Raw genomic sequence first — 24,777 nt, 5'->3', positions numbered from 1 at the left:
AACTATTTGAAATTCCAAATCAATTCAAGTTCCGGCAGACATTCCTCGGCGCATGCATGGAATGCGGCACTGCGCCGTCCGGCCACGGCACGATCTGCGAGCGCCGTGATCTGCCGATAGCGTTGCGCGCCGCCATTCGATAGAGTTGCCAAGCCGCAGCGATCCGTGCAGGGCCGCTTCCATCGAACCCATGTCTGCCGGGCATCGTCCGCCGCGACATCGTATGGCGGGCCACCATATCGTCAACACGAGGATGATCTTGCCGCCATCCAGACCGACAGCCGTGTTCTGCCGCTCGATCCTCGCGCTCTGCCTGCTGCTGCTTTCTGTCTCCGTGACGCAGGCCCGCGAGTTCCGCGCCGCCGATAACCAGGTCGAGGATTACCCGACCGTCCAGGCGCTGCAGTTCATGGCCAAGCTGGTCGCCGAGCGCACCAAAGGACGGCACACGATCCGCGTCTTCCATTCGCGTCAGCTCGGCGAGGAGCGCGACACGATCGACGCCACCAAGGCCGGGGCGATCGATCTCAACCGCACCAACATCGTTCCGCTCGGCGTGTCGGCGCCCTCCGTCAACGTGCTGGCGATGCCGTTCCTGTTCCGCTCGGTCGAGCACCTGCACAAAGTGCTCGACAGCAGCATCGGCAGCGAAATCCTTGAATCGCTGCAAACGCATGGATTTGTCGGCCTGACCTTCTACGACTCCGGCGCCCGCTCGATCTACAACAACGTGCGGCCGATCCGCAGCCTCGCCGATCTCAAGGGCCTGAAGATCCGCGTGCAGCAGTCGGAGCTGATGGTCGAGATGCTCAAGGCGCTCGGCGGCGAGCCGATCGAACTCTCCTATGGCCAGGTGCTGACCGGCCTGACCACCAAACTGATCGACGGGGCGGAGAACAACTGGCCGTCCTACGTCACGACGGGTCACTATCGCCACGCCGCCTACTATTCGCTCACCGAACATCTGATGGCGCCCGAAGTGCTCATCATGTCGCAGAAGGCATGGGCCGGCCTGAACGACGAGGATCGCCGGATCTTCCGCGATGCCGCCCGCGAGTCGAACCTGTTCATGCGGGCCCGCTGGCGCTCGCTCGAGGAGGACTCGCGCCGCCAGGCCGAAGCGGCCGGCATCATGGTGGTCGACGGCATCGACCGCAAACCGTTCGAAGCGGCGATGGCCGGCCTCTATGCCAAGGCTGCCCGCGATCCGGCCACGGCCCGCATGATCGAACGTATTCGCCAGATCCAATGACAACACTGTATCACTAACCCAGCGAGCGCCTCTTGACCGCCGCCGAACAGGACAACCAGACCCCACCGGAGCCCGGCGTGACGGTCATGAGCCGGTCCAAGCTCGTCAATCTGGTGCGCGCGATCCCGATCCGCTGGCGCATCCTGTCGATCGCCGCCCTCAACTCGGCGGTCGTGCTGATCCTCGCCGCAATGATCTGGTCCGGCTCGAAGGGCCTGGACAGCGCCTGGGACGAAGTCCGCCAGGTCCGCGAATCCGACAAGATCCTGGCGGTGATGGAAAGCGAGACCAGCCGTCTGCAGAACCTGATCCACCGCTACATCAACCAGCCGAGCCCCGAGCTGTTCGCCGAAATCCTGCTGCTGCGCGAGGCCGTTCTCGGCACGCTGACGACGCGGGCCGCGACCGATCCCATGCTGTCCGGCTCTGTGAAGGAATTGGAGCGGGTGATCGAAAAATTCCTCGACGGCTTCGGCGAGGTGCGCGCGATCCAGGCGACGATCTCCAAGACCTACGAAGAACAGGTGCTGACGCCGGCCCGCGAAATGGCGGGGCTGTACGCCATCATCGACGGCGCGACGGGACGGCGCGATGCGCTGATCGTACCCTCGCTCGGCAAGTCGCGCGAAGCCTTCACGGCCATGCTGGTCGCCGCAAACGCCTACTATCTGTCGCTGACCTCGGAATCCGCCGAGGAAGCGCAGCGGTCCACCGACACGATCGAGAAGACGATCCCGGTGATGCTCGACCTCGCGGAGAATGACCTGCAGCGGATGGCGCTGCAGCGGCTCGGCCAGCGCGCAACGGCGCTGCGCGAGGGCTTGAGCGAGCTCGCCAAGCACTTTTCGACCCGCACCAACCTGCTGCATACGGTGATCGACGCCAACCAGGCGGCTACGATCGCCGCGATCGACGACCTTTCTGTAAAAATGCGCCAGCGAGAACAGGCCGCGCAAACCATGTTCGACCGCATTCTGCGCAGCATATCCACCCGCGTCAGCACGCTCTCGCTGATCTTCATCGCCGTGATCATCGTCGCCAGCGTCATCATCGCCCTCAGCATCCGCCTGCCGTTGCAGCAGATCATGACGGCGATGCGGGCGATCACCTCCGGCAATCTCGAGCGGCGGGTGATCGGCACCAAGGCGACCGACGAGATCGGCGCCATGGCGCGGGCGGTCGATGTCTTCCGCGAGAATGCCATCGCCAAGCGGACGGCGGAGAACGACCTGCGCGCCTCCAAGGAGCGGGCGGAGAATGCGCTGGCCGAACTGCGCGCGACCCAACAGAACCTGATCGATGCCGAACGGCTGGCCGCGCTCGGCGGCCTCGTCGCCGGCGTCGCGCATGAGGTCAACAATCCGGTCGGCATCAGCCTGACGGTCGCCTCCAGCATGGAACGGCGCGCTGCCGCGTTTGAAGCTGACCTCAAGGCGCGCACGCCCTTGCGCCGCTCGCAGCTGGAGGATTTCGTCCAGACCTCAAAGGACGCCTCGCAGCAGCTCGTCTCCAACCTGCAGCGCGCCGCCGAACTGATCCAGTCCTTCAAGCAGGTTGCCGTCGATCGCTCCCATGCGGAACGGCGCGAATTCGACCTGCACGAAGCCTCCGAACAGATCGTCGCCAGCCTGCGGCCGGTCCTGAAGAAGGCCCCGATCACACTGCATATGAATGTGCCGGAGGGGCTGACGCTCAACAGCTATCCGGGATCGTACGGCCAGGTGCTGACCAACCTGTTCCTGAATGCGGTCAACCACGCCTTCGCCGACGGCCGCGCCGGAACGATCCGGTTCGAGGCGAAGGCGCGCAGCTCCGACGATATCGAAATCGTCTTCGCCGATGACGGCGCCGGCATGACCCCCGAGGTCCAGCGGCAGGCCTTCAACCCGTTCTTCACCACCCGCCGCAGCGAGGGCGGCACGGGACTCGGCCTGCACATCGTCTATAATCTCGTCACCCAGCAGCTCGGCGGGCGCATGATGCTCGACTCCAAGCCGGGACAGGGGACCACGTTCCGCATTATCATCCCGCGGGCGGCACGCAGCGCCACCGTGGGCCCTACCGCCGTGTCAAACTCCGGAAGTGAGCAATGGCCGATCAGGACGATGTCCTCCAGCTAATCGAAGACGATGCCCGCCCGGTCGCACCGGCGAATGCGCGCAAATGGAAGATCGCCGTCATCGACGACGATGCGGCCGTGCATGAGGGAACGCGTTTTGCCCTCAGCGACTACGTGCTGAACGGCCAGACGCTGGAAATCCTCTCGGCCTATTCCGGCGCCGAGGGCGAAAGGCTGATGCGCGAGAACCCTGATATCGCCGCGGTGCTGCTCGACGTCATCATGGAGACCGACGCCGCCGGCCTGCAGCTCGTCGAGTACATCCGCAACGAACTGAAAAACGAGACCGTTCGTATCATCCTCCGCACCGGCCAGCCGGGGCAGGCGCCGGAGCGGCGCATCATCGTCGATTACGACATCAACGACTACAAGGCAAAGACCGAGCTCACCGCCGACAAGCTGTTTACCTCGCTCACGGCGGCGTTGCGCAGCTATCAGCAGCTCGAGCGCATGGTGCAGACCCGGCGCGGGCTGGAGATCATCATCGATGCGGCGTCCACGCTGTATGACTTCAAGTCGATGCAGCGGCTGGCGGAAGGCGTCCTGACCCAGATCGCCTCGCTGCTGAACGTCGATTGCGCCGGCATCCTGGTGTTGCGCGACAGCAAGGATGTCGACGATGCGTTTTCCGTGCTCGCCGGCTCGGGCTGCTACCGGCGCCATATTGCCGGAGACAACCACTCGCAACCGCTCGACCCCGACGTGAAGCAGCTCGTCAAAACCGCCTTCGAGCGCCGCAAGCATGAGTTCCTCGACAACCGCTCGGTGCTGTATGTCCGCACCGGCAGCGGCCGCGAGGTGGTGGTGCTGCTGGAGGCTGCCAAGGACCTGTCGGACACCGACCGCGCGCTGGTGGAAATCTTCTCCAGCCGCCTCTCGGTCGCGTTCGACAACGTCATCCTGTACGAGCAGCTGCAGCAGGCCAACGCCCAGCTCGAGGATCGCGTTGCGCAGCGCACCCGCGCGCTGATGTCCGCCAACCGCCGCCTGTCTGCGCAGTGGCTGCGGCTGCAGCGCGCCAATGCGTTCAAGAACGAGGTTCTCGGCACGGTCGCACACGACCTGAAGAATCCGCTCGGCGTGATCCTCGGGCGGACCGAGATGCTGAAGGAACTCATCAGCGGCGCAAGTACGTCGCGGGAACACAGCATCGCCCAGGTGGATCACATTCGCGACGCGACCAAACGGCTGACGACCATGGTCGACCACCTGATCGCTGATGCCATGGCCGACGCCTTCGACATCACCATCCGCCGCGAGCCGGTGGACATCGCAGCGCTCGTCACCGAAATCGCCGAGACCAACCGCCCGTCTGCCGCCAACAAGCAGCAGACCATCAACGTTTCGGCACCGCCGGAACGTATGACGATGTGCGATAGCGACCGGATGCGGGAGGCCATCGACAACCTTCTCAGCAATGCGATTAAATACAGCCCGATCGGCGGCAAGATCGCGTTAACCGTAACCTATGAGGGCGGCAACGCGCTGATCCGCGTGACCGACCAGGGGGCCGGGCTGTCGCCGGAAGACCTCGGCCGCCTGTTCGGCCGGTTCCAGCGGCTTTCAGCCAAGCCGACCGGCGGCGAAAGCTCCACTGGACTCGGGCTGTCGATCGTGAAACGGATTATCGACATGCACGGCGGCAAAGTCACCGCGACCAGCGCAGGCCCCGGCGAAGGATCGACCTTCACCATCCTGCTGCCGATGGCAGCCCCGGAATGACGAAGACGGATTGAAAAGACGCACCACGCATGAGTCAGAGCCAGCACATCATCGTCGTCGATGACGAGGCCCCGGCCCGCGAGATGGTCGGTGACTATCTGAAGATGCACGGCTTCGCCGTGACGCTGTGCGACGGCGGCAAGAGCCTGCGTCAGCAGATCGAAGGCGGCATGCCGGACCTCGTGGTGCTCGATCTCAACATGCCGGAGGAAGACGGGCTGTCGATCGTGCGCGATCTGAAGAGCCGCAGCAACGTTCCGGTGATTATGCTGACCGCAACGGCAAGCCCGATCGATCGCGTCGTCGGCCTCGAACTCGGCGCCGATGATTATCTCGCCAAGCCTTGCGAACTGCGCGAGCTGATGGCGCGCATCCGCTCCGTGCTGCGCCGGAGCACCCCGGCGAAGTTCGCCACTGTGCCGCAGGATGCTGCGCCGGCCAAGGCTGCCCCGGTCCGCTTCGGCACCAAATGGTTCGATGATGAAGCCCAGGTGCTGCGCGACGACGATGGCAACGAGCACCCGTTGACCGCTTCCGAATACGGCCTGCTTAAGGTCTTTGCCGCCAATCCGAAGCGCGTGCTGTCGCGCGAGCGACTGCTTGAACTTGCCAACGCACGGGACGCAGAAGCCTTCGATCGCGCCATCGACCTGCGGATCATGCGGATTCGCCGTAAGATCGAGCCCGATCCGAGCCGCCCGAGCGTCATACGCACGATCCGCGGCGGCGGATATGTGTTCTCGCCAGCCGGAGACAAGGGTTAGGGCCGCGCCGGAGGCTGGCCCTCTAAAGCAATCCCTTTGAAAGCATTGACGTTTTTCTCCGATTGTTTCGTCGCGCCGATGCCGGCGAAACAATTCCCTGGTTCCACGAAACCATTTTCCGCTTTTCACGCAGACATCCTGAAACCGGGCCTGCCTATCACTTCCCGCCAACGACGCGCCGAACGGGCGCCCGGCAGGGAGTACGGGTTATGCAATCGACCTTCGCAATCAGCACCGGATCAGCCGCGCGGAGCATCATCGCTGCGCAGGCGACCTCGGACGAAATGCTGTTGGAGAGCATTGCCGCCGGCGAAAGGGCGGCTATGCATGTGCTTTATGCCCGCCACAACGTTCGCGTCTTCCGTTTCATTCTCAGGATCGTCTCCGACGCGACCGTCGCCGAAGACCTGGTCAGCCAGGTGTTCCTCGATGTGTGGCGCACCGCCGGCCAATTCGAGGGCCGCTCTCAGGTCTCCACCTGGATGCTGGCGATCGCCCGGTTCAAGGCGCTGACGGCGCTGCGCAACCGTCGCCACGAAGATCTCGATCAGGACGAGGTGCAGCAGATCGCGGACAGCGGCGACACGCCGGAAATCTCGATGGACCGCAGCCAGACCAGCGCGACACTGCGCAATGCCATCGCGAAGCTGTCGCCCGCACATCGCGAGATTATCGATCTCGTCTACTATCACGAGAAGTCGGTCGAGGAGGTCGGCAAGATCATCGGCATCCCGCAGGCCACCGTGAAGACCCGCATGTTCTACGCCCGCAAGCATCTGGCGGAGTTGCTCAAGCAAGCGGGCTTCGAGCGCCAGGCGGCCTGATCCACCGGCGCCGACGGCTACGACGAAACCGTTTTACCGGCCGACGAAACCTTTGAAGCAGACGACGACATCATCGCGAAACAGACCGGCGATAGAGTCACGCCATCGATAACGACGCGACAGAGACAGACCGATGCTGAAGCCAAGCCTCCGCCTCTTCATCCTGCCCCTCGGCGCTGTCTGCACGATCGCCGCGCTGGCCAGCCAGAATGCCCCTCAGGCAAGCCAACATCCGGCGATGCAAACGCGGCAGGAGATCGTCTCCTGCAGCACCAAACCGAACGCCGATGTCTGCATCCTCAGCGAGAGCGTCGCGCGCTAGCTTCACGATCTTTCGATTTCCGCGTTCTGCCCCGATCTTCTACCGTACAAGTCCTCTGCCCTACAGGTTCCCCCGCCTGCACGTTGACGACCCCAAGCTCTGACTCAAGCCGCCAAATGGCCCGGACGGATGCCCCCGTCCGGGCCATCGTCCTTTGTCCCCGTCCATTTCGACGCGCCAACGCCAAGCAACAACACCGAGCAGCGATACCGAGTAACAAACAGGCCCCTGCGGGCGAACCTTCGGCGGACAGCACGTCGCTGCCATTCGAACCCACGAGGGAATTCCGTATGATCAAACGCTCGGTCTTCGTGTTGATTGCCGCTTACTCACTAGTGTCGGGCACACCGGCAGCTTTCGCCCAAGGCATGGCCAAGGAGGGGACGACAAAGGACGCCATGTCGAAGGGCGCGATGTCCAAGGACAGCATGTCCGCGGATCCGATGCGCAAGAATAGCATGGAAACGAAAAGCATGAGCAAGGATACAAAAGCGAAGGATACGATGGCGAAATAACGCCCGGCGATCAACAAGACCCGCCTCGCGGCGGACGATCTCTCGGATGCCGCGGGGGAAAACCTTCTCACATCGCGCAAATGGTCTGCGCCGACGCGTGACATCTGGACGACCCGACTCTTTTTGTCCGAACATGTCGTGACGATTGGTCATGGCGTCCTGCAACCGTCGCGGCGAACGGCTCCGGCCTGCAACTCCGTCTCCCAGAACGCTTTGCAGAATTCCGACAAGGCATCCTGTGCACACCAGATCACACGGCGCTGAGGCTTGCGACTTCATGCGGCGTTGTGACTAATACGGTCAAAGCGGTACAGCCGTCCGCACGGACAGCATAAGATCCGGCTGGAGAGACGACATGAGTTCGGCAGAAGCGCTCGACACCACAGAAGGCACAGTGGTCGAAACCACCGTCGGGCGCCTGCGTGGTCTACGACAAGGCGCGATCCACCAGTTCAAGGGTATCCGTTATGGCGCGGCCACCGACGGCAGCGCCCGTTTTCTGCCACCACAACCCGTTGCCGCCTGGACAGGCATTCGCGACGCGATCAGCTACGGTCCATCGGCACCGCAACATCACAATCAGATGCCCGGCAACTACCCCGGCACGCCGCCGCCGATCCATCCTGCTTACAAATGGTACTGGTCCGAGGAGCCGATCAGCGAAGACTGTCTCTCGCTGAACGTGTTTACCCCATCCGTTGACGACGCGGCCAAACGACCGGTCATGGTCTGGCTGCACGGCGGCGGATTCGCCAACGGCGCCGGCACCGCGCGCGGATTCGATGGCACCAACCTGGCTCTCGGCGGCGATGTGGTCGTCGTCACCGTCAATCATCGCCTGAACATCTTCGGTCATCTGTTTCTGCTGCCTTATGGCGATCAGTTTGCCGATGCGGCGAACAACGGCCTGCTCGACCTGATCGCGGCCCTCGAGTGGGTTCGCGACAACATCGAGAGCTTCGGCGGCGATCCCGGCAACGTGACGATCTTCGGCGAATCCGGCGGCGGCGCGAAAGTCGCCTATCTGATGGTGATGCCGAAAGCGAAAGGGTTGTTTCATAAGGCCGTCATTCAGAGCGCGGGCTTCCGCGCCGCCGATCCGACCGGCCCCGAACGGGCTGCCGCGAAGGTGCTGAAAGCGCTCGACATCGACAAGGCCACCCTTCATCGGCTCGCCGACACGCCGATGGAAAAGCTGCTGGCGGTGATGAGCGCGGTCACCGCAAGCGAGAACGGCAACGATTATTTCCGCCCGGCCACCGACAATCTCTCATTGTTCGAGCGCCCGTTCCACGAGACGGCGCCCGAGGTCTCCGCGCATATTCCCTTGCTGATGGGAACATGCGAAGCGGAGGCCACGTTCATGATGACCACCGACATGCGGCTGTTCACGCTGTCGCGCGACCAGCTCGTTGCCGAGACCCGCAAGGCGGCGGGCCTCGATGCGGACGCTGCCGAGCAGCTGTTCGCGGCCTATGAGGCGGCCGACCCTGCAGCGCGGCCGATCGACGTCTTCACCCATATCCGCAGCGATATTCAGTTCCGGATGGGCACGATCCACGCGACGGAATGCAGGGCGAAGCAGGCGGGCGCGCCGCTCTACAGTTACCTGTTCACATGGAAGTCGCCGGCCTTCGATGGCATTCTTGGCGCATCGCACACGCTCGAGATTCCGTTCGTGTTCGGCAATACCGATCGCACGCCGGAAATCGTCGGCAACGCACCCGATCGGTACGAGGTGTCGAAGCAGCTCATGGCCTATTGGGTCAATTTCGCGCGGACCGGCAATCCAAATGGCGGCAGCCTACCACACTGGCCGACCTATACACTCGGCAAACGCGAGACGATGCTGCTCGACCGCACCTGCCGGGCCGTATCCGACCCGCGCAGTGCCGAACGGAAGCTTTCGGCGGCTCTCTACCGATAGGCGCCACATTTCGAGGCGATCACGGTGGCGGGAGCCGATTGAATCCGCACCTGCGAAGGCCCAGATGATGTTTCTCTGGCAACCGCGCAGGCCCGTCATGCTCAAACCGCTTCAACCCCGCGAAAGCAATGCTCATCCGGTCGCCTCCGGCGTACGGATCGGCCATGTGCACCTGAAGGTGTCCGATCTCGATCGCGCCTTGGATTTCTATTGCGGCGTGCTCGGATTCTCGCTGATGCAGAAGATGGGGACGGAAGCCGCGTTCATCTCCGCCGGCGGCTATCATCATCATATCGGCCTGAACACCTGGCAGAGCAAGGGCGGCCAACCGCCAGCGCCTGGCACCACCGGGCTGTTTCACACCGCCATCCTCTATCCGACACGCGCCGATCTGGCCGACGCTTTGCGGCGCCTGATCGCTGCCGACATTCCCTTGGACGGCGCCAGCGACCACGGCGTCAGTGAGGCGCTTTACCTGCGCGATCCGGATCAGAACGGCGTCGAACTCTATTGGGACCGGCCGCGCGAGAGCTGGCCACTCAACGCGCAAGGGGAGATCGCGATGTTCACCCGCAGGCTTAATCTCGACGACCTGCTGCGCGAGCCCGCTCCTTCAGCTGACTGACGACGTTCAAGGCCTCTGTCGAAAGGCTCCCGGCCCGCGATGCCGCCAAGCCTGCGGCATCCGCGGAAACAGGTCGGCGCATCCGCAGGCTCGGATGGCCGCTCACGCAAATCGCTCGACTGAGGGCGAGCGGCGCGACGCCGCTCTTCGCACGGCGCCATCGAACAAGCATCCAGCTACGCCCAGCGCTTTCAGTAGGCGCGCAGCTCCGCAAGTCGATTGGCCTGGTAGTTCGAGTCGCCGAACAGCTCCTGGCAGACGCGCATGCGCTTCATGAACAGGCCGATGTCGAACTGATCGGTCATGCCGATGCCGCCGTGCATCTGCAGCCCCTCCTGCACCGCCAGCGTGCCGATGGTCCCTGCGCGCGCCTTCGCCACCGCGACGATCAGCGCCGCCTTGTCGAAATCCTCATCCAGCATCTGCAACGCCTTCAACACGGCCGCCCGGGTGATCTCCAACTCCACATAGAGATGGGAAATCCGATGCTGCAGCGCCTGGAACTCGCCGATGAACTTGCCGAACTGCTTGCGCTCCTTCAGATACTGCGCGGTGCGGCCGAACACTTCGTCACCCGCGCCGAGCATCTCAGAGGCGACCACCGCACGACCAACATTCAGCACGCCATCGAGCAGAGCCGCGCCCTGATCGAGCTCACCGAGCACGCTGTCGGCGGTCACGTCCGCATCGTTGAAGGTGATTCGGGCCGCATTGTGCGAATCGACCATGATCGTCCGCTCGATCTCGATGCCCTTGGTCTTCGGATCGACCAGGAACAGGGTGATGCCTTTGGCATCGTCGTCGGCCCCCGCCGTGCGCGCGGCGACGACGAGAAGGTCGGCGACGTGACCATCCACCACGAACGTCTTCGCCCCTTTCAGCTTGAAGCCGTTGCCGGAACGCGTCGCCCTTACGGTGATGGTGTGAGGACGATGCTTGGCTCCTTCATCGATCGCCAGCGCGCCGAGAACCGAACCATCGGCGACCTTCGGCAGATATTCGGATTTCTGCGCCTTGCTTCCACCGCGGACCAGCGTCGACGCCGTCAACACCGACGAGGCGAGGAATGGCGACGGCAACAGCGTGTGGCCGATCTCCTCGGCAACGATGCCGGCCTCGACGCAGCCAAGCCCCGAGCCGCCGAACTCTTCCGGCACCAGCAGGCCGGTGAATCCCATCTCGGCGAAGGTCTTCCAGAGGTCGCGCGAAAAGCCATCCTTGTCCTTGTTGTCGCGCAACGCACGGAAATGCGACACCGGTGCTTTGTCGGTGATCAGGCTGCGGGCGCTGTCGCGCAGGAGGGTTTGTTCTTCATTCAGGACGAGGGCCATGGCGGAACCGGCTGCTTTCTTGAGCTACTGCTGACGGGAAACGACGCGACGCGAGAGCCGAGGCTCACGCGCCCGGCAGGTTGAGGATGCGCTTGGCGACGATGCCGAGCATCACTTCGCTGGTGCCGCCTTCGATGGAGTTGGCCTTGGTACGCAGCCAGGTGCGCGCCGTCATGCCGCTCTGCGAGCGCTCGCTCTCCCACTCGAGCGCATCGCTGCCGCCCATCGACATGAAGAGTTCGTGCCGGCGCTTGTTCAGCTCCGAGCCGTAATATTTCATCGCCGATGAAAATGCCGGATGCGCCTGCCCGGTCTTCACCTGGTCGGACGCGCGCTCGGACGCGAACTGGAACGCCACCTCATCGACCTCGAAATTCGCCAGCTGACTGCGCAGCAGCGGATCGGCAAGCCGGCCGTTCTCGTCCGCTCCCACCGAGTTCAGCGCGATCTCGCTCATCGCCCGCTTGGCGCCGCGATCGCCGATGCCGCTGATCGAGTCGCGCTCGAACTGCAGCACGTATTTTGCAACATCCCACCCCTTGTTGACGGTGCCGAGCACGTTCTTCTTCGGCACGCGAACGTTGTCGAAGAAGGTTTCGCAGAACGGCGAATAACCCGAGATCAGCAGGATCGGCTTGGTGGTCACGCCCGGCGACGTCATGTCGAACAGCAGGAACGAGATGCCTTCGTGCTTCTTCGCCGAGAAATCGGTTCGTGTCAGGCAGAAGATCCAGTCAGCCTTATTGGCGTAGGAGGTCCAGATCTTCTGGCCGTTGACCACATAGTGGTCGCCATCGAGGTCGGCGCGGGTCTGCAACGAAGCGAGATCGGAGCCGGAATTCGGTTCGGAATAGCCCTGGCACCAGCGGATGTCGCCGGAGAGGATCTTCGGAATGTGCTCGCGCTTCTGCTCCTCGGTGCCGAATTTCAGCAGCGCCGGTCCGAGCATCATGATGCCAAACGACCGCAGCGGCGGGCGCGCATTGATCGCCGCCATCTCCTCGCGCACGATCTTGGCGCGCGCCGGATCCAGACCGCCGCCGCCGTATTCGGCCGGCCAGTGCGGCACGATCCACTTCTTGTCGCGCATGCGCTCGAACCAGACGCGCTGCGCTTCCGATTGATAGGTCTTGTTGCGACCGCCCCAGAACGTGTCGCTCTCGACCAGCATCGGCCGGCGCATCTCCGGCGGACAATTCTTCTCTAGCCAGTCCCGCGTTTCCCGGCGGAAGCTTTCGAGAGCTGCCGTCGTCTGATCAGCCGCCTTGGACTCTGTCATGGCGCGTTTCCATCTGTGAGCGTTTCTGTCGTCAGCCAGCCATCGTCAGCCAGCCTCATTCTGGCTGCCGACTTTATCCGCCGGCTTCGGAAATTCAACCGGACGGAGGGCATACGCCTATCGCATATTCGCAGCATGAGACCTGGCCGTTACCGTGTTAGCTCGCGATGCGCGGATGCGCCGGAATCGACGACGATCGAAATTGTCAAAAGGAGTGGACCGATGCGGATCAAACGAATTTCGCTAGACGAAATGAACGCGGAGCAGAAGGCGGTTCACGACGCCAATGTGGCGAGCAAGCGCGGCCGCATGCCGGCGCCGGTCTATGCCTGGATTCACAGTCCCGAAATGGCCAAGCATTTGCAGCCCCTCGGCGGCTTCCTGCGCTTCGATTCAGTGCTCGGCGCGCGGTTGTCGGAAATCGCCATCCTCGTCACCGCGCGCCACTGGACCGCGCACTTCGAATGGTATGCGCACAAGAAGCTCGGCCTCGAAGCCGGCCTTGATCCGAAGATCATCGCCGATATTGCCGCACGGCGCGCGCCGGACTTCTCAGGCGATCCGAAGGGGCAGGTCGTACACGATGTCAGCAAGGCGCTGCACGAGGAGCACCGGGTGCCGCAGCCGCTTTACGACAAGGCGATCGCCACGCTCGGCGAAAAGGGGCTCGTCGAACTGATCGGCCTGCTCGGCTACTACTGCCTCGTCTCGATGACCCTGAACACGTTCGAGTTCGATCTGCCCGAAGGCGAGGTGTCTGATCTCGCCTGAGCACGCGATCAGATTTGGATGAATCATCCTCGCGCTTGAGCTCATTGTTAAAGCATGATCTTTCGGAAAACCGCTTCATACGTTTCCGGATCATGCTTTAGGAGCGCCCATCGCACGCGCTCGTTTGATGTGATCCAAAATTATCGGCGGAACGGCAGACTCATCAGCATAGGGGCTATGGATTCCGGGCTCGACGCTGCGCATCGCCCCGGAATGACGCCAGACGCCGCTACGCGGCTCTTCAGGATGAGGCAGAGCGCGCGGCAGGAGCAGCCTTGCGGAACGGGATCAGGATGATCGCCGCCGCAAGGCACTGCATGGCCATGCAGAAGATCCAGGATGCGGTGTAACTGCCGGAGAAATCCCGCAGCCAGCCGACAACACCCGGACCAAACGCGTAGATCACCTGATTGATCGCCACCGACAGTCCGACCAGCATGCCGAACGAGGCGGCGCCGAACTCGCGGAAGATGATCAGCGACGGAAACGTGATCAGGTTGCCGACCGAGAAGCCGAAGATCGCACAGCCGATGAACATCATCGCCGGACTGTCGGTGTTCAGCAGCAGCAGGATCGCAAACGTCTGGCTGATGAACGAAGCCGCGCTCACCATGCGCTGGTTGAGCCGGTCGATCACCGATCCGATCACCAGCCGGCCGAGCACCGCCATGAACGTCGTCACCGCCACGGCGTAGCTCGCGGTCTGCAGACCGATCTTCGGTTGCAGGAACGCAAGCTGATGCACCAGAAAACCGACCTGCGCCGCGATGGCGAAAGCGAACGGCAGCGTCATCGTCCAGAACTGCAGGCTGCGCAAAGCGCGCGCGCGGGTCCAGGCTTCGCCGCCGTGATGGCCGGATGCGGCGCCGGACGCGGATGCGCCGGGCAGCGTCTGCGGCGGCTTGCCGACGCAGAGGCCGACAACCAGCGTCAGCACCACGACGGTCGCTGCCGCCATCATCAGCATGGCGTCGTGGAAGCCCCAGTGCTGCACCGCGGCCACCATCAGCGGCGTCAGGATGATGCCGCCGAAGCTGGCGCCAGTCAGGGTGAGGCTGATCGCAAGTCCGCGCTTTTCGAAGAACCATAGGCCGGCAACGTTGGTGAGCGCCCCAGCGCTTGAAAACATCCAGCCGATCGCCATCACCATGTAGGCGACGAAGAGCTGCCAGGGCTCCGAGATGAACGACAGGCCGACTAGCGCGGCGGAGAAACAGATCGCCCCCATCATCAGCATCAGCCGCGGGCCGAGCCGCTGCAGCATGTCCGAGACATAGATGACGAGCACTGAGCCGCTCAGATAATAGAGGGTCGTCGCGGTCGATATCAGCGACGTCGGCCATCCTTTCGAGCGCTGCAGTTCGGCGAGATAGACGCCGTGCCCGTAGAATCCCAGCCCCCAGGAAAAGGTGGCGACGACGAAGCAGGCGAACACGACGCGCCATCCGTCGTAACGGATGGAACGTTCGGAGACGGGCAGGACAGCGTCAGATGACATCGATGCGCGGAGCCTTGGTCGGCGACGTCTGGTTCGAGGCAGGGTCGAGGATGATCTCCGACACCCTGGCCATTGCAGACCGAGCCGCCGGAGAGACTTCGGAGCAGATCATGCACGAAAACGACGCGATGAGTCTTGCCTTTGAAGCGCTTGCCTTTGAAGCAGGGAAACTGTAGCCGATTCCTGCGGCTTTTGGCTTCGATCCCGGTCGAAGTTTAGTCGTGCGTCAGGCCGGCTGCACCAGACGCTCCGCCCGCGCGGCCATCGCGTCATTGCGGCCGCCAAGAACCCGCGTCACGCGCATCGCCGCATCGAGCACCAGCGCCGACATCCGCCGGACATTCTCGTCGGTGAAGCGCGATTTCGGTCCCGACACCGACAAGGCGCCCACCAGGCGGTTGTCGGCACCGAACACCGGACTGGAGATTCCTGCGCAGTCCGGATCGCGCTCGCCATACGACACCGCCGAGAAGGTCTGGCGGGCCGCCTGATATTTTTCACCGCTTTCATCGCTGTCGAACGCCAGGATGGTGGTTCCACTCGCCCCACGATGCAGCGGCAGCAGCGCACCGGCGCAAACGCGATCGAGCGTGGCGTGCTGCGAATCGACGCGCAGCACGCAGAGCCGAAGCTTCTCGTCATGGCGGATGTGGAACGAGCCGCTCTCGGTGCCGCGCGCGACAAGTTCGCGCAACACCGGCATAACGTGATCGTACAGGCGGTTGCCGCGCTGATACAGCGAGCCAAGCCGGAACGGGGTTGGCCCAAGATGATAGCGGCCATCCGGCAGCTGCACGATGTAGCCGAACGCCTGCAGCGACACCATCAGCCGCAGCATCGTGCTCTTGTAGAGGCCGGTGCGGCGGGCCAGCGCCGCCAGCGTCAACGGCTCGGGATCGTTATCGCCCTCGAAAGCCCGCAGGATTGTCAACGCGCGGTCGACCGCCGCAACACCCTGACTCGTCATAGTCCGCTCCCTGCATTCGTTGGCCGCATCGTACTCGGCCTCCATAGAAGCCATGTCGCTTAGCCGCTATGACCGATCCACGACCTTGGCGATCACCGGCCAGTAGGCGCCACCAAAGCCGGCGTCGATCGCCTTCTGCAGCACCTCGCCCGCAAGCTCGGCACCAGGCACATCGAGATCGATATCCTTTGCCAGATCGAGCGCATAGCTGAGATCCTTCAGCGCGTACTCGGTCGAGAACGCCCGCTCCGGAAACTCGCCGGGGATCACTGCCTTCAGGCCATGGTTGCGCAGCGCGAAGCTGTCGGCGGAGCCTTTCGACAGCGTCTCGAAGAGCAGCTTCGGATCGACACCGCTGCGGCGGGCGATGCCTGCGGCCTCGCAGAGCGCATTGACCGTCTGAAACAACACCATGTTGTTGAGGATCTTCGTCACCTGACCAGCGCCGGTGCCGCCACAGTTGGTCACTTCCGTTGCGAAGTGACGGATCAGCGGTTCGATCTTCGCGAACAGCTCAGGCGTTGCGCCAACCATCACGCTGAGCGTGCCGTTGATGGCGGCCTCGCGCGTTCGCGCGATCGGCGCATCGGCGAAGCTTGCGCCCTTCGCCTCGACCCGCGTCGCGAGCTCGCGCGTCAACCCGACCGGCGAGGTGCCGAGATCGACGATCGTCTGTCCGGCACGCACATGCTCCAGAACGCCGCCATGATCCTCGAACAGGCTGCGCACATGCTTGCCGCTCGGCAGGCAATAGAACACCACATCCGCCTGCTGAATCACCGCAGCGATCGATGGCGCGACGCGTGCGCCATCGTTTTGCATACGCGCCAGCGGCTCTTTCGCCAGATCGAAAGCCACGACCGGCCTGCCGCTCTTCTTCAGGAGATTGCGGCAGATCGGCTCGCCCATCACGCCGAGTCCGATGAAGCCGATCGAGTTCGATGCCGACATGGTGCTGGCTCACTTCCCCTTGGCGTAACCACCGGCCGACGTGCCGGCGATCTTGCCGAATACCGCGCCGGCGCAAAGCCCGGTGCCACCCGGATAGTTGAAGTAGAACAGGCCGCCGACCATCTCGCCCGCCGCGTACAGCCCCGGAATCGGCTTGTCGTCAACCGAGGTGACTTCGCCGTCGGTGGTGATGCGCACGCCGCCGAAGGTGAACGTCACACCGCAGGTCACCGCGAACGCAAGATACGGCCCCTGATCGAGGGTGTTGGCCCAGTTGCTCTTCACCACCTTCAGTCCGCGCGTCGAGCGGCCGTCCTTGACGTTCGGGTTGAACGGGACCTCCTGCATCACCGCGGCGTTCCACTCCTTCACGGTCTTGAGGAAGCCCTCCGGATTGACGTCCTCGAGCTTGGTCGCGAGCTCTTCGAGCGTGTCGGCCTGGACCTTGGTGACCTGGCGGATGCGATACTCGTCGCGCAGCAGGTGGACGACCTTCTGGTCGAAGATCTGCCAGGCGAACTGGCCCGGCTGGTTCAGGATCACGCGGCCGTATTTGGCGTAGGTGTAGTTGCGGAAATCCGCGCCCTCATCGACGAAACGCTCGCCATCGGCGTTGACCATGATGCCGAACGGATAGGAGTGCTTCTGGAAGCCGTCGCCGACCGCGAGGTCGCCGTATTCCGGAGCATTGCGATCCCAACCGACCGCATGACATCCGGACCAATTGCCGCCGGGGCGCGCACCGACCTCGATCGCCATGCGGATGCCGTCACCCATGTTGAAGCGCGAGCCGCGCACCTTGGCGAGATCCCACGACGGACCGAGATAGCGCGTACGCCATTCGACGTTGGCCTGGAAACCGCCGGCAGCCAGAACCACTGCCTTGGCGCGGATTTCCTTGCTCTTGCCCTTCTGCAGCACACGCACGCCATGCACGCCGTCGTCGTCGGCGAGCAGCGACACCGCGCGGGTCTCGTACATGATGTCGATGCCCTCGCGGGCAGCCGCCTTGTGCAGCGCCTCGACCAGGCCTGGGCCCCCGCCGACGGCTTCCACCGTCAGACCGCCCCAGAACTTGAACTTGCCGTCGATCTTGAATGCCTGACGGCCATAGATCGGCGCGAAGCGCACGCCTTTGGTGGTCATCCACTTCAGCGTCGGATGGCTCCGCTTCACCAGCAGTTCGGCCATGTCCGGATTGGTGCGGTTCTGCGTCACCCGCGCCATGTCGTCGAAGAACATGTCTTCGGTGTAGACGCCAAAATCGGTGTTGGCGATTTCGCTCTCCGTCAGATCCGGCATGATGGCGCGCAGATCGTCGACGCCGTTGTAGACCGTGCGGATCGCACCCGCGGTGAAGGTGGAATTGCCGCCGTGATCGCCGAACGCGGCCCATTCCAGCACCGCGACCTTCACCCCATGCTCGCGCGCGGCCAGCGCTGCGCACATGGCCGCGTTTCCGGCGCCGACCACAACAACATCGTACTCACTCATCGAGAAGCCCTCGTCTTGATTCTGATTTTTGTTTCATTCGGCGCGAACACGCCAAATGGCCGCTGGGCGCGGCCCAACCGATGCGCCAGAAAGTTCGTTTCGCGGAATAGAACATCATTCTATTCATAACAAGCAGCGAACGAGCAACCCTGCCCTGAGGATTTGGGGCTCGGCTCTAGCGGCCGGAGAATAACGAAGTCGGCCAAGCCTGTGCGAGCAACCTGCAGCATCCGGCGGCGGAAAAGATGTGAGGCTGTGGACAGATCGCTGCTGGAGTTCCTGAGCACGGAACGAGGCTGGCCGACCACGCGGATGGCATGACCTGCCGGCGAGCGGGCAAACAAAAAGGGCGACCGATTCACGGCCGCCCTTTTGTCGTACTGCCCCCAAAACCTGCCTAGACGGCGGTCTCCTTGCTGGTCAGCGAAGCACGCCCCCTGTCGTAAAGCGATAGTTCAGGCCGACGATCGCCGAGATACCGGTCGTCTTCAGCGAGACTGTGCCGAGACCGGTCGTATAATCGTCCTTGCCGAGATCGAAGTAGTTGGTTTCGCCCTTCACCGTCCAATTCCGGGTCAGCGCGAATTCCGTGCCGAACCCAACCGTCCAGCCAACCTTGGTCTTGGTGGCCGAGACCTCGCCGGTCGCCGGCGAAGCGCCGAGCGGCACATTGCAGTTCGGCAGCGCGACCAGGATCAGCGGCTGCGTGCCAGTGTTGCAGGTGATGCTGCTCTTCACTTCGGCCGCGGCGATACCACCCTTCACGTAGATCAATGAGCGATCCCAGTAGGCATAGCCGAGACGGGCGGTCCCGGTCGCCATCCAGTTGAGTTCGGTGCCGCAGCTATAGAAAAACGCGAGACCGCCGGGGCACCCGCGCGTCCCCTGCGCATTACCCCAGGTGCCGGTCCCTTCGACGCCGATGACCCACTTGCCGAACTGGTAGTCGTAGCCGATCTGACCGCCGGCGAGCACGCCCGCGAACTTCGGCGAGGTGGTGAAGCCCGAACCGAAATCGATCTTGTCGCGGCCATAGACGCCGCCGAACTGACCGCCGATATAGAAGCCGGTCCAGTCGTAGGCGGCCACGGCGAGAACCGGAGCCTTGGTGATCAAACCCTTCGGCGCGAGCGGCGCCGGATCCGGCGAGAACTGATAGCGCAGGCCGCCATTGACGCTGTAACCCTCGATCCGCTCACCCGTGCGATAGTCGCCACGGACGTAGCCGAGCCAGCCGGTGCCGACCAGTTGCGCGGCCACGCCGAGACCGAACTGGCCGTAAGTGCCGACGCCATTGGTGTTGACGACGCCGGTGATGTCGATGCCCGGAACGCCGGCGTTGGCGAAGGTCGACACGATGTTGGTCGAAACCTTGCCCTGGAATTCATGATAGACGCTGGCCGTGAAGAACGGCTGCCAGATCACCTTGTCGGTGACGATCGTGGTGCCGGTGCGCAAGCTCAAGCGGCCGAGCGTGCTCTTGATGTCGTTGATCTGGACCTGCGCCGGCGGCACGAACGCATTCGGCCCCAGCAGGTTGAGATAGACCAGCGTGCCGGCCGTGTTCAGCGGATCGACCTCGACCTTCGACACGACGATGCCGGCCGACGGCTCAAGGAACCAGCCGTTGCCGAGCTGATGGTTGTAACCGATGTTACCGGTGAAGGCGATGCCGCGCGCATCGAGGCGCTGTCCAAGCAGACCCGATCCCTGGAAGTCGTCGAGCTTGTTGCGATAGAAGTCCCAGCGAACCTGACCGTCGATGAAGAAGCCGCCATAGGTCGCCGCCGCATAGATGCCGACGAACGGCACTTCGAGGGAGTTCTCCAGGGTGCCGCCCAACGGATCGATCACGCCCGGCGCCGACTTGTCGCGCGCCTTGCCGCCGATATAGCCGGCCATCGAACCGATATGGGCATTCCAGCCGTTCCAGTTCAGCGTCGCCATGTCGGTACCGACCTGGGTGCCGGCGAACTGCAGGTTGGTCTTGGTGTCGCAGTTGTAGGGCGCGGTGTTGAAGGTGGTGCCGCCCGAGGTGACGCTATAGGTCGCGGTGCTGTTGTTCTTGGTGTCGATCTCGCCGCCGATGCCGCGCACCCAGACGCCGCCGCCTTCCTGGTTCGGCCGCGGATTCGCCGGGCTGCCAACGAACGCGGTGGACTGCGTCAGAAACGCCGTGTTCGCGACGTTGATGCTGGAGATCAAGGTGTTGAGCGCGCCGGCTGCGGAGAAAGCGCCAAGCCCCTGGCCTGTTGCGGTGAACGTTCCGAGCGCGTTGCCGCCGGTGATGTTGAACGGCGTGCCGCCGGTGCAGGCTGCGATCGCGGCCGATGAGGACGAGAAGGCCAGTGCAGCCGCAATTGCACCCAGGACCAGCTTGCGGTTCTTCATAATGCCCCCAAAAAATTCCAGCGCGTCGCAGCGAGACTCGCAATCAATGCTGAATTTCTAAATCGGCGTTTCGCCGCCGGTAAAGAACGCGAGGGTCGTTTCATCTTGATTGCGGGGAGTATTCGACGGCTTGTACCATTTTGGCAACATCATGGCAGAACAGGGCCGGTGCCCCGGTATGGCCATGATTCAGATGCGGCGGAGCAAGGCCCTCAAGCCCTCCAAAATGCGATGCCGAAGACGGCCGCGCGTCGATTCATCCACGCTTCAGTCCATGTGTGATCGACCTCACGGTCGGCCGCTCCGACCGCGGTCAAACTCCGTCTCGAAGGCGTCGAAGCGTAACGCTGACGACCGAAACAGATGGAGACGACAATGGCACCTCGTGCGCACGTTGCGAAAAGCATGGTCCTTGCGCTACTGGCGCTGGGCACTGTGAGCGGAGCCTCGATGGCCCGCGATCTCACCGATCAACAGATCGTCGACAAGCTGAAGACCCCGAAAATAACCCGCAGCCTGAGCAGCACGACGACCGCTGCCCCGGCTCTCAACCAGAACGACGTGGCTTTCATCAACCGCATCCGCAAGACCCGCTCGCTGTCGATCGCCGACCGCCAACAGGTCGCCTCGATGGCCAAGACCCGGCCCGCCGTCGATCTGGAAATCAACTTCGAATACAATTCGGCGGCGATCACGCCGACGGCGGAGCCGCAACTGCACAGCCTCGGCAAGGCCCTCACAAGCCCCGAACTGACCGGCTCGATCTTCCTCCTCGGCGGCCATACCGACGCGAAGGGATCGGACGGCTACAACCAATCCCTGTCCGAACGGCGCGCCGAGACCGTGAAGAAGTTTCTGATGGAAAACTACAAGATTCCGACCGAGAACCTGGTCTCGACCGGCTACGGCAAGAGCGAATTGAAGAACAAGGCCGACCCGAATGCCGCAGAAAACCGCCGCGTGCAGGTCGTCAACATGGCCACGCAAGAAACCGCCAGCAAATAACCTTAACCGCCGCACCGCGCCTGCACTCAGTTGGTTGCGGCCCGAATAACGCTCCGCACGTCCGCCCTTCATGAGGACAATTGATCGGGCGTGCGGAAGACGCTAAATTTCTGGGATGCTTGAGGTTTCATCGAGATGATCCTGCCGGCATGTTCGGCGGCATCTGATCGATTGACCATGGGCGGGCATGCGACGGCTGATCCGTTCGCACCGGTGCCGGAGTGCGATGAAGCGCTTTCTGACGATAGCCGCTGTGATCGGATGGGCGATGCTCGCTCTGACGCCCGGGCAGGCGTTGGCCGAACGGCGCGTGGCGCTCATTGTCGGCAACTCCAACTACTCTGCCGTGCCCCAGCTGCCAAATCCGGCCCGCGACGCCAATGCAATCGCCAAGCTCTTCAAGGACGCCGGCTTCGATACGATCGAGACCCATCTCGACGTCGGCAATCTCGACTTCAAGCGCGCGATCCGCAAGTTTGAAGACACGGCCGTCGATGCCGACATCGCGGTGCTGTTCTATGCCGGTCATGGCATCGAAATCGGCGGCACCAATTATCTGATCCCGATCGATGCCAAGCTCGCCAGCGACCGTGACGCGCCCGACGAGGCGATCCCGCTCGACCGGCTCGTCCTGTCGGCGGATGGCGCCAGAAAGCTGCGGGTGATCATTCTCGATGCCTGCCGGGACAATCCCTATGCCGGCAAGATGCGTCGCGAAAGTCGCGCGGCCTTGCGCGCGGTGTCTTCGGGTCTCAGCAAGGTCGAACCGTCCAGCACCGACACGCTGATCGCTTACGCCGCGAAGGCCGGGTCAACGGCCGAAGACGGCGATCGCGACCACAGCCCGTTCACCGCTGCGCTGCTGAAGCATCTCACGGTGCCGGGCCTCGATCTCCGCCTCGCCTTCGGCCGCGTCAAGGACGAGGTGATGAAGTCCACGTCCGGACGTCAGGAGCCGTTCGTCTATGGTTCGCTCGGCGGCGGCAACTACTCGCTGGTGGCGGCCCTGCCCGAAGGGCAGAGCGCGGTCGCCTCGATCAGCGACGTGAAGACGGACTATCAGCTGGTGGAGAAGGTCGGCACCAAGGGCGCTTGGGAGGTCTTCCTGTCGAACCACAAGACTGGCTTCTACGCCGATCTCGCGCGCGAACAGCTTGCGAAGTTCGCAGCCCTTGAGCCGGCCCCGGTCCCACAGCCGCCCCGCGGCCCCTCTACGCGCGAACTGCTCGCCTGGGAACGGGTGAAGGACACGAGCGACATCGCCGCGCTGAAGACCTTCGTCAAACAATTTCCGGATTCGACGCTGGCGGTGACGGCCCAGCATCGCATCGACATTCTCGAGCAGAACGCGCGCGAACGTGACGCCGCGGCCCGTGCCGCGCGCGAGGAGGCCGAGCGCAAGAAGGCGGAAGCCGCCGCCGCAAAGCGCCGCGAGGACGAGGAACGCCGAGCCGCGGCCGCCGAAGCCGCGCAGAAGGCCAAGGCCGCAGAGGCTGAACGGCGCGCGGAGGAAGCCCGGCGCAAGGCGGAAGAGGCCGCACGCACCAAGGCCGCAGCCGAAGCCGAAAAGCTGCGCCAGGAAAGCGAACGGGTCGCTCGCCAGGCCGAGGCTGAACGCAAGAAGGCCGAAGCTGCGGCGGCTGAAGAAGCCGTCTGCAAGACCGAAGGCGAGCTTTTCGATGCGATCGTCGCCAAGGGCAGCGAGAGCACCAATGTCGAAAGCCTGAAACGCTTCGCGCAGACGGCGACCTGCGCCCGCATCAAGCCGCAGATCACCGCCAAGCTCGAAGCGTGGACCATCAACACGCCGGACCTGATCAAGGCCGCGCAGACCCAGCTCACCCGCATCAACTGCTACACCGGCGAGGCGACCGGCGTGATGACCGACGACACGCGCTCCAGCCTCACCAAGTATCTGTCGCTGAAGAAGCGGGCGAGGGCCGACTCGAAAGTGACCGAGGATCTGGTCGCCGAACTCAGCAAACAGGCCGCATTCACCTGTCCGCTCGTGTGTCCGAGTGGGCACACCGCGCAGGGGGCGACCTGCGTGGCCGTGGCCAAGCCCGTCATCAAACCGGCACCGCAACCGGCCAAGCCGGTCGCGGTTCGCCGTGAACCCGAGCGCAAGCAGCAAGCGCAACGCCGCGAGACGCCAAAACAGCAGCCCAGGCAGCAGCAGCGTCAGCAGGCCTCGAGTTCGGGTGGTGGCGGCGGTCGAGCAGCCACCATGATCGGTGTCGGCTTTTAGGCCTGCGATCTCGACATTGGCGCCTCGACATTGGCGCCCAGGGCAGAAGGTATTTGCAGATGTGGTCAGTCCATCACGCCGATGGTAAACTGCCGTCCGTTGAGCGTGAGCCGCGCGTGACTCTATGTCTTTCACCCGTTCGGCGGATGAAGAAATTTATGACATCTCGATCGGTTTGCCGATCGAGGCACACTCTGTGACCAAGGCATTCATCGCAGAAAGACTCTTCATCGCAGAAAGACTCATGGCAGAAGCCTTCATGACAAGAGCATTCATGACTAAGACGCTCGCATTGAAGACACTCGCATTGAAGGGTACGGCCGCGAATGGCGCGGCTGTGTTCGCGGCAGCGTTTCTTGTCGCCTCGTTGATGCTGCCGACCGGCGCCCTCGCAACGGATGCGGCGTCAGGTCAGCTCGCGACAAGTCCGGTCTCCACAAGTCAGCTCGCCCCAGGTCAGCTCACCCCAGGTCAGCTCGCCACGTCGGCACGCGCCGAATTCGCCGCTTCCAAGCCCAAGCCACGCAAGCCTCGCCAGCATCTCTCGATGCGACAGATTGCATCGACAGAGGCAGCGCGCGCACCGCACTGCTTCCTGTTCTGGTGCAGCCGGCCGACCTCCACGCCATGGCTGGTCCTCGGCGTCGCATACTGAATGGCGCGTCCGTTCAGCACGCCTTGCACGCCGGCTGGTGTCGCTCCCATGACACAGCTGTTGCATCGCGGTTTGATAAAGCCGAATCCCTGGAGTAATGTCGGCGGGCTTTGGCTT

At 63.4% G+C, this 24,777-nt stretch carries 21 protein-coding genes; 14 read left to right on the top strand and 7 right to left on the bottom strand.

The window, feature by feature from the left end; translation table 11 throughout:
* Positions 1-259 precede the first annotated feature (259 nt).
* From X566_RS10680 to X566_RS10640, 9 genes are all read left to right on the top strand, one after another.
* Positions 260-1,252, top strand: coding sequence for a TRAP transporter substrate-binding protein (locus tag X566_RS10680; RefSeq protein WP_244434717.1), 993 nt, complete (start codon positions 260-262; stop codon positions 1,250-1,252).
* Positions 1,253-1,338: 86 nt separating this feature from the next.
* A complete protein-coding gene (locus X566_RS10675) occupies positions 1,339-3,372 on the top strand; it encodes a sensor histidine kinase (RefSeq protein ID WP_034468338.1) in 2,034 nt (677 codons plus the stop codon).
* Positions 3,342-5,093 (top strand): DUF3369 domain-containing protein, encoded by a 1,752-nt coding sequence (locus X566_RS10670; RefSeq protein ID WP_034466021.1) that lies wholly within the window; start codon positions 3,342-3,344, stop codon positions 5,091-5,093. The genes X566_RS10675 and X566_RS10670 overlap by 31 nt, the downstream gene beginning before the upstream one ends.
* A 29-nt stretch (positions 5,094-5,122) precedes the next feature.
* On the top strand, positions 5,123-5,857 hold the full coding sequence (locus tag X566_RS10665; RefSeq protein ID WP_034466018.1) for a response regulator: 735 nt from the start codon (positions 5,123-5,125) through the stop codon (positions 5,855-5,857).
* Positions 5,858-6,066: 209 nt separating this feature from the next.
* Positions 6,067-6,681 (top strand): sigma-70 family RNA polymerase sigma factor, encoded by a 615-nt coding sequence (locus X566_RS10660; RefSeq protein WP_034466015.1) that lies wholly within the window; start codon positions 6,067-6,069, stop codon positions 6,679-6,681.
* A 133-nt stretch (positions 6,682-6,814) separates the two neighbouring features.
* On the top strand, positions 6,815-7,003 hold the full coding sequence (locus tag X566_RS10655; protein ID WP_034466012.1) for a hypothetical protein: 189 nt from the start codon (positions 6,815-6,817) through the stop codon (positions 7,001-7,003).
* Between the two features lie 290 nt (positions 7,004-7,293).
* Positions 7,294-7,518, top strand: coding sequence for a pentapeptide MXKDX repeat protein (locus tag X566_RS10650; protein ID WP_051444005.1), 225 nt, complete (start codon positions 7,294-7,296; stop codon positions 7,516-7,518).
* 355 nt (positions 7,519-7,873) lie between these two features.
* Positions 7,874-9,445 (top strand): carboxylesterase/lipase family protein, encoded by a 1,572-nt coding sequence (locus X566_RS10645; RefSeq protein WP_051444004.1) that lies wholly within the window; start codon positions 7,874-7,876, stop codon positions 9,443-9,445.
* 97 nt (positions 9,446-9,542) lie between these two features.
* Positions 9,543-10,070, top strand: a complete 528-nt coding sequence (locus X566_RS10640) for a VOC family protein (RefSeq protein ID WP_034468333.1) — start codon at positions 9,543-9,545, stop codon at positions 10,068-10,070.
* A 191-nt stretch (positions 10,071-10,261) separates the two neighbouring features.
* Here the strand turns inward: X566_RS10640 and X566_RS10635 are convergent, their stop codons facing one another.
* Together X566_RS10635 and X566_RS10630 are read right to left on the bottom strand one after the other, a co-directional pair.
* Positions 10,262-11,401: an acyl-CoA dehydrogenase family protein gene (locus tag X566_RS10635; RefSeq protein WP_034466009.1), complete on the bottom strand. Its 1,140-nt coding sequence runs from the start codon at positions 11,399-11,401 to the stop codon at positions 10,262-10,264.
* Between the two features lie 64 nt (positions 11,402-11,465).
* On the bottom strand, positions 11,466-12,680 hold the full coding sequence (locus X566_RS10630; RefSeq protein ID WP_034466005.1) for an acyl-CoA dehydrogenase family protein: 1,215 nt from the start codon (positions 12,678-12,680) through the stop codon (positions 11,466-11,468).
* Positions 12,681-12,902: 222 nt separating this feature from the next.
* Between X566_RS10630 and X566_RS10625 the strand changes: the two genes are divergently transcribed.
* Positions 12,903-13,451: a carboxymuconolactone decarboxylase family protein gene (locus X566_RS10625; RefSeq protein WP_034466002.1), complete on the top strand. Its 549-nt coding sequence runs from the start codon at positions 12,903-12,905 to the stop codon at positions 13,449-13,451.
* A 241-nt stretch (positions 13,452-13,692) separates the two neighbouring features.
* On the opposite strand, the gene X566_RS10620 is transcribed toward X566_RS10625, so the two are convergent.
* Positions 13,693-14,949 (bottom strand): MFS transporter, encoded by a 1,257-nt coding sequence (locus X566_RS10620; protein ID WP_034465998.1) that lies wholly within the window; start codon positions 14,947-14,949, stop codon positions 13,693-13,695.
* On the opposite strand from X566_RS10620, the gene X566_RS24660 reads away from it, so the two are divergent.
* The gene (locus X566_RS24660; RefSeq protein WP_152539840.1) at positions 14,943-15,125 is read left to right on the top strand and encodes a hypothetical protein; all 183 of its coding nucleotides are present in this window, start codon (positions 14,943-14,945) and stop codon (positions 15,123-15,125) included. The genes X566_RS10620 and X566_RS24660 overlap by 7 nt on opposite strands.
* 50 nt (positions 15,126-15,175) lie before the next feature.
* Here the strand turns inward: X566_RS24660 and X566_RS10615 are convergent, their stop codons facing one another.
* The 4 genes from X566_RS10615 to X566_RS10600 all read right to left on the bottom strand — a co-directional run bounded on the left by X566_RS10615 (position 15,176) and on the right by X566_RS10600 (position 20,752).
* Positions 15,176-15,916 carry an IclR family transcriptional regulator gene (locus X566_RS10615; protein ID WP_034465996.1) on the bottom strand — a complete coding sequence of 247 codons (741 nt, stop codon included), beginning with the start codon at positions 15,914-15,916 and terminating at the stop codon, positions 15,176-15,178.
* Positions 15,917-15,982: 66 nt separating this feature from the next.
* Entirely contained in the window at positions 15,983-16,867 is an 885-nt protein-coding gene (locus tag X566_RS10610) for an NAD(P)-dependent oxidoreductase (RefSeq protein ID WP_051444002.1), read from the bottom strand.
* Positions 16,868-16,876: 9 nt separating this feature from the next.
* A complete protein-coding gene (tcuA, locus tag X566_RS10605; protein ID WP_034465993.1) occupies positions 16,877-18,361 on the bottom strand; it encodes an FAD-dependent tricarballylate dehydrogenase TcuA in 1,485 nt (494 codons plus the stop codon).
* Between the two features lie 420 nt (positions 18,362-18,781).
* Positions 18,782-20,752 carry an autotransporter outer membrane beta-barrel domain-containing protein gene (locus X566_RS10600; RefSeq protein WP_051444001.1) on the bottom strand — a complete coding sequence of 657 codons (1,971 nt, stop codon included), beginning with the start codon at positions 20,750-20,752 and terminating at the stop codon, positions 18,782-18,784.
* A 375-nt stretch (positions 20,753-21,127) separates the two neighbouring features.
* Here X566_RS10600 and X566_RS10595 point away from each other — a divergent pair, with 375 nt between their 5' ends.
* From X566_RS10595 to X566_RS10585, 3 genes are all read left to right on the top strand, one after another.
* Positions 21,128-21,757, top strand: a complete 630-nt coding sequence (locus X566_RS10595) for an OmpA family protein (protein ID WP_034465988.1) — start codon at positions 21,128-21,130, stop codon at positions 21,755-21,757.
* Between the two features lie 226 nt (positions 21,758-21,983).
* Positions 21,984-24,005: a caspase family protein gene (locus X566_RS10590; protein ID WP_034465985.1), complete on the top strand. Its 2,022-nt coding sequence runs from the start codon at positions 21,984-21,986 to the stop codon at positions 24,003-24,005.
* A gap of 274 nt (positions 24,006-24,279) precedes the next feature.
* A complete protein-coding gene (locus X566_RS10585; RefSeq protein ID WP_152539839.1) occupies positions 24,280-24,660 on the top strand; it encodes a hypothetical protein in 381 nt (126 codons plus the stop codon).
* Positions 24,661-24,777: the final 117 nt, after the last annotated feature.

The organism is Afipia sp. P52-10, assembly GCF_000516555.1.
In the GTDB taxonomy this organism is placed as follows: domain Bacteria; phylum Pseudomonadota; class Alphaproteobacteria; order Rhizobiales; family Xanthobacteraceae; genus P52-10.
The sequence above is the reverse complement of the archived record's forward strand: the minus strand, read 5'-3'. Positions and strand labels throughout refer to the sequence as shown.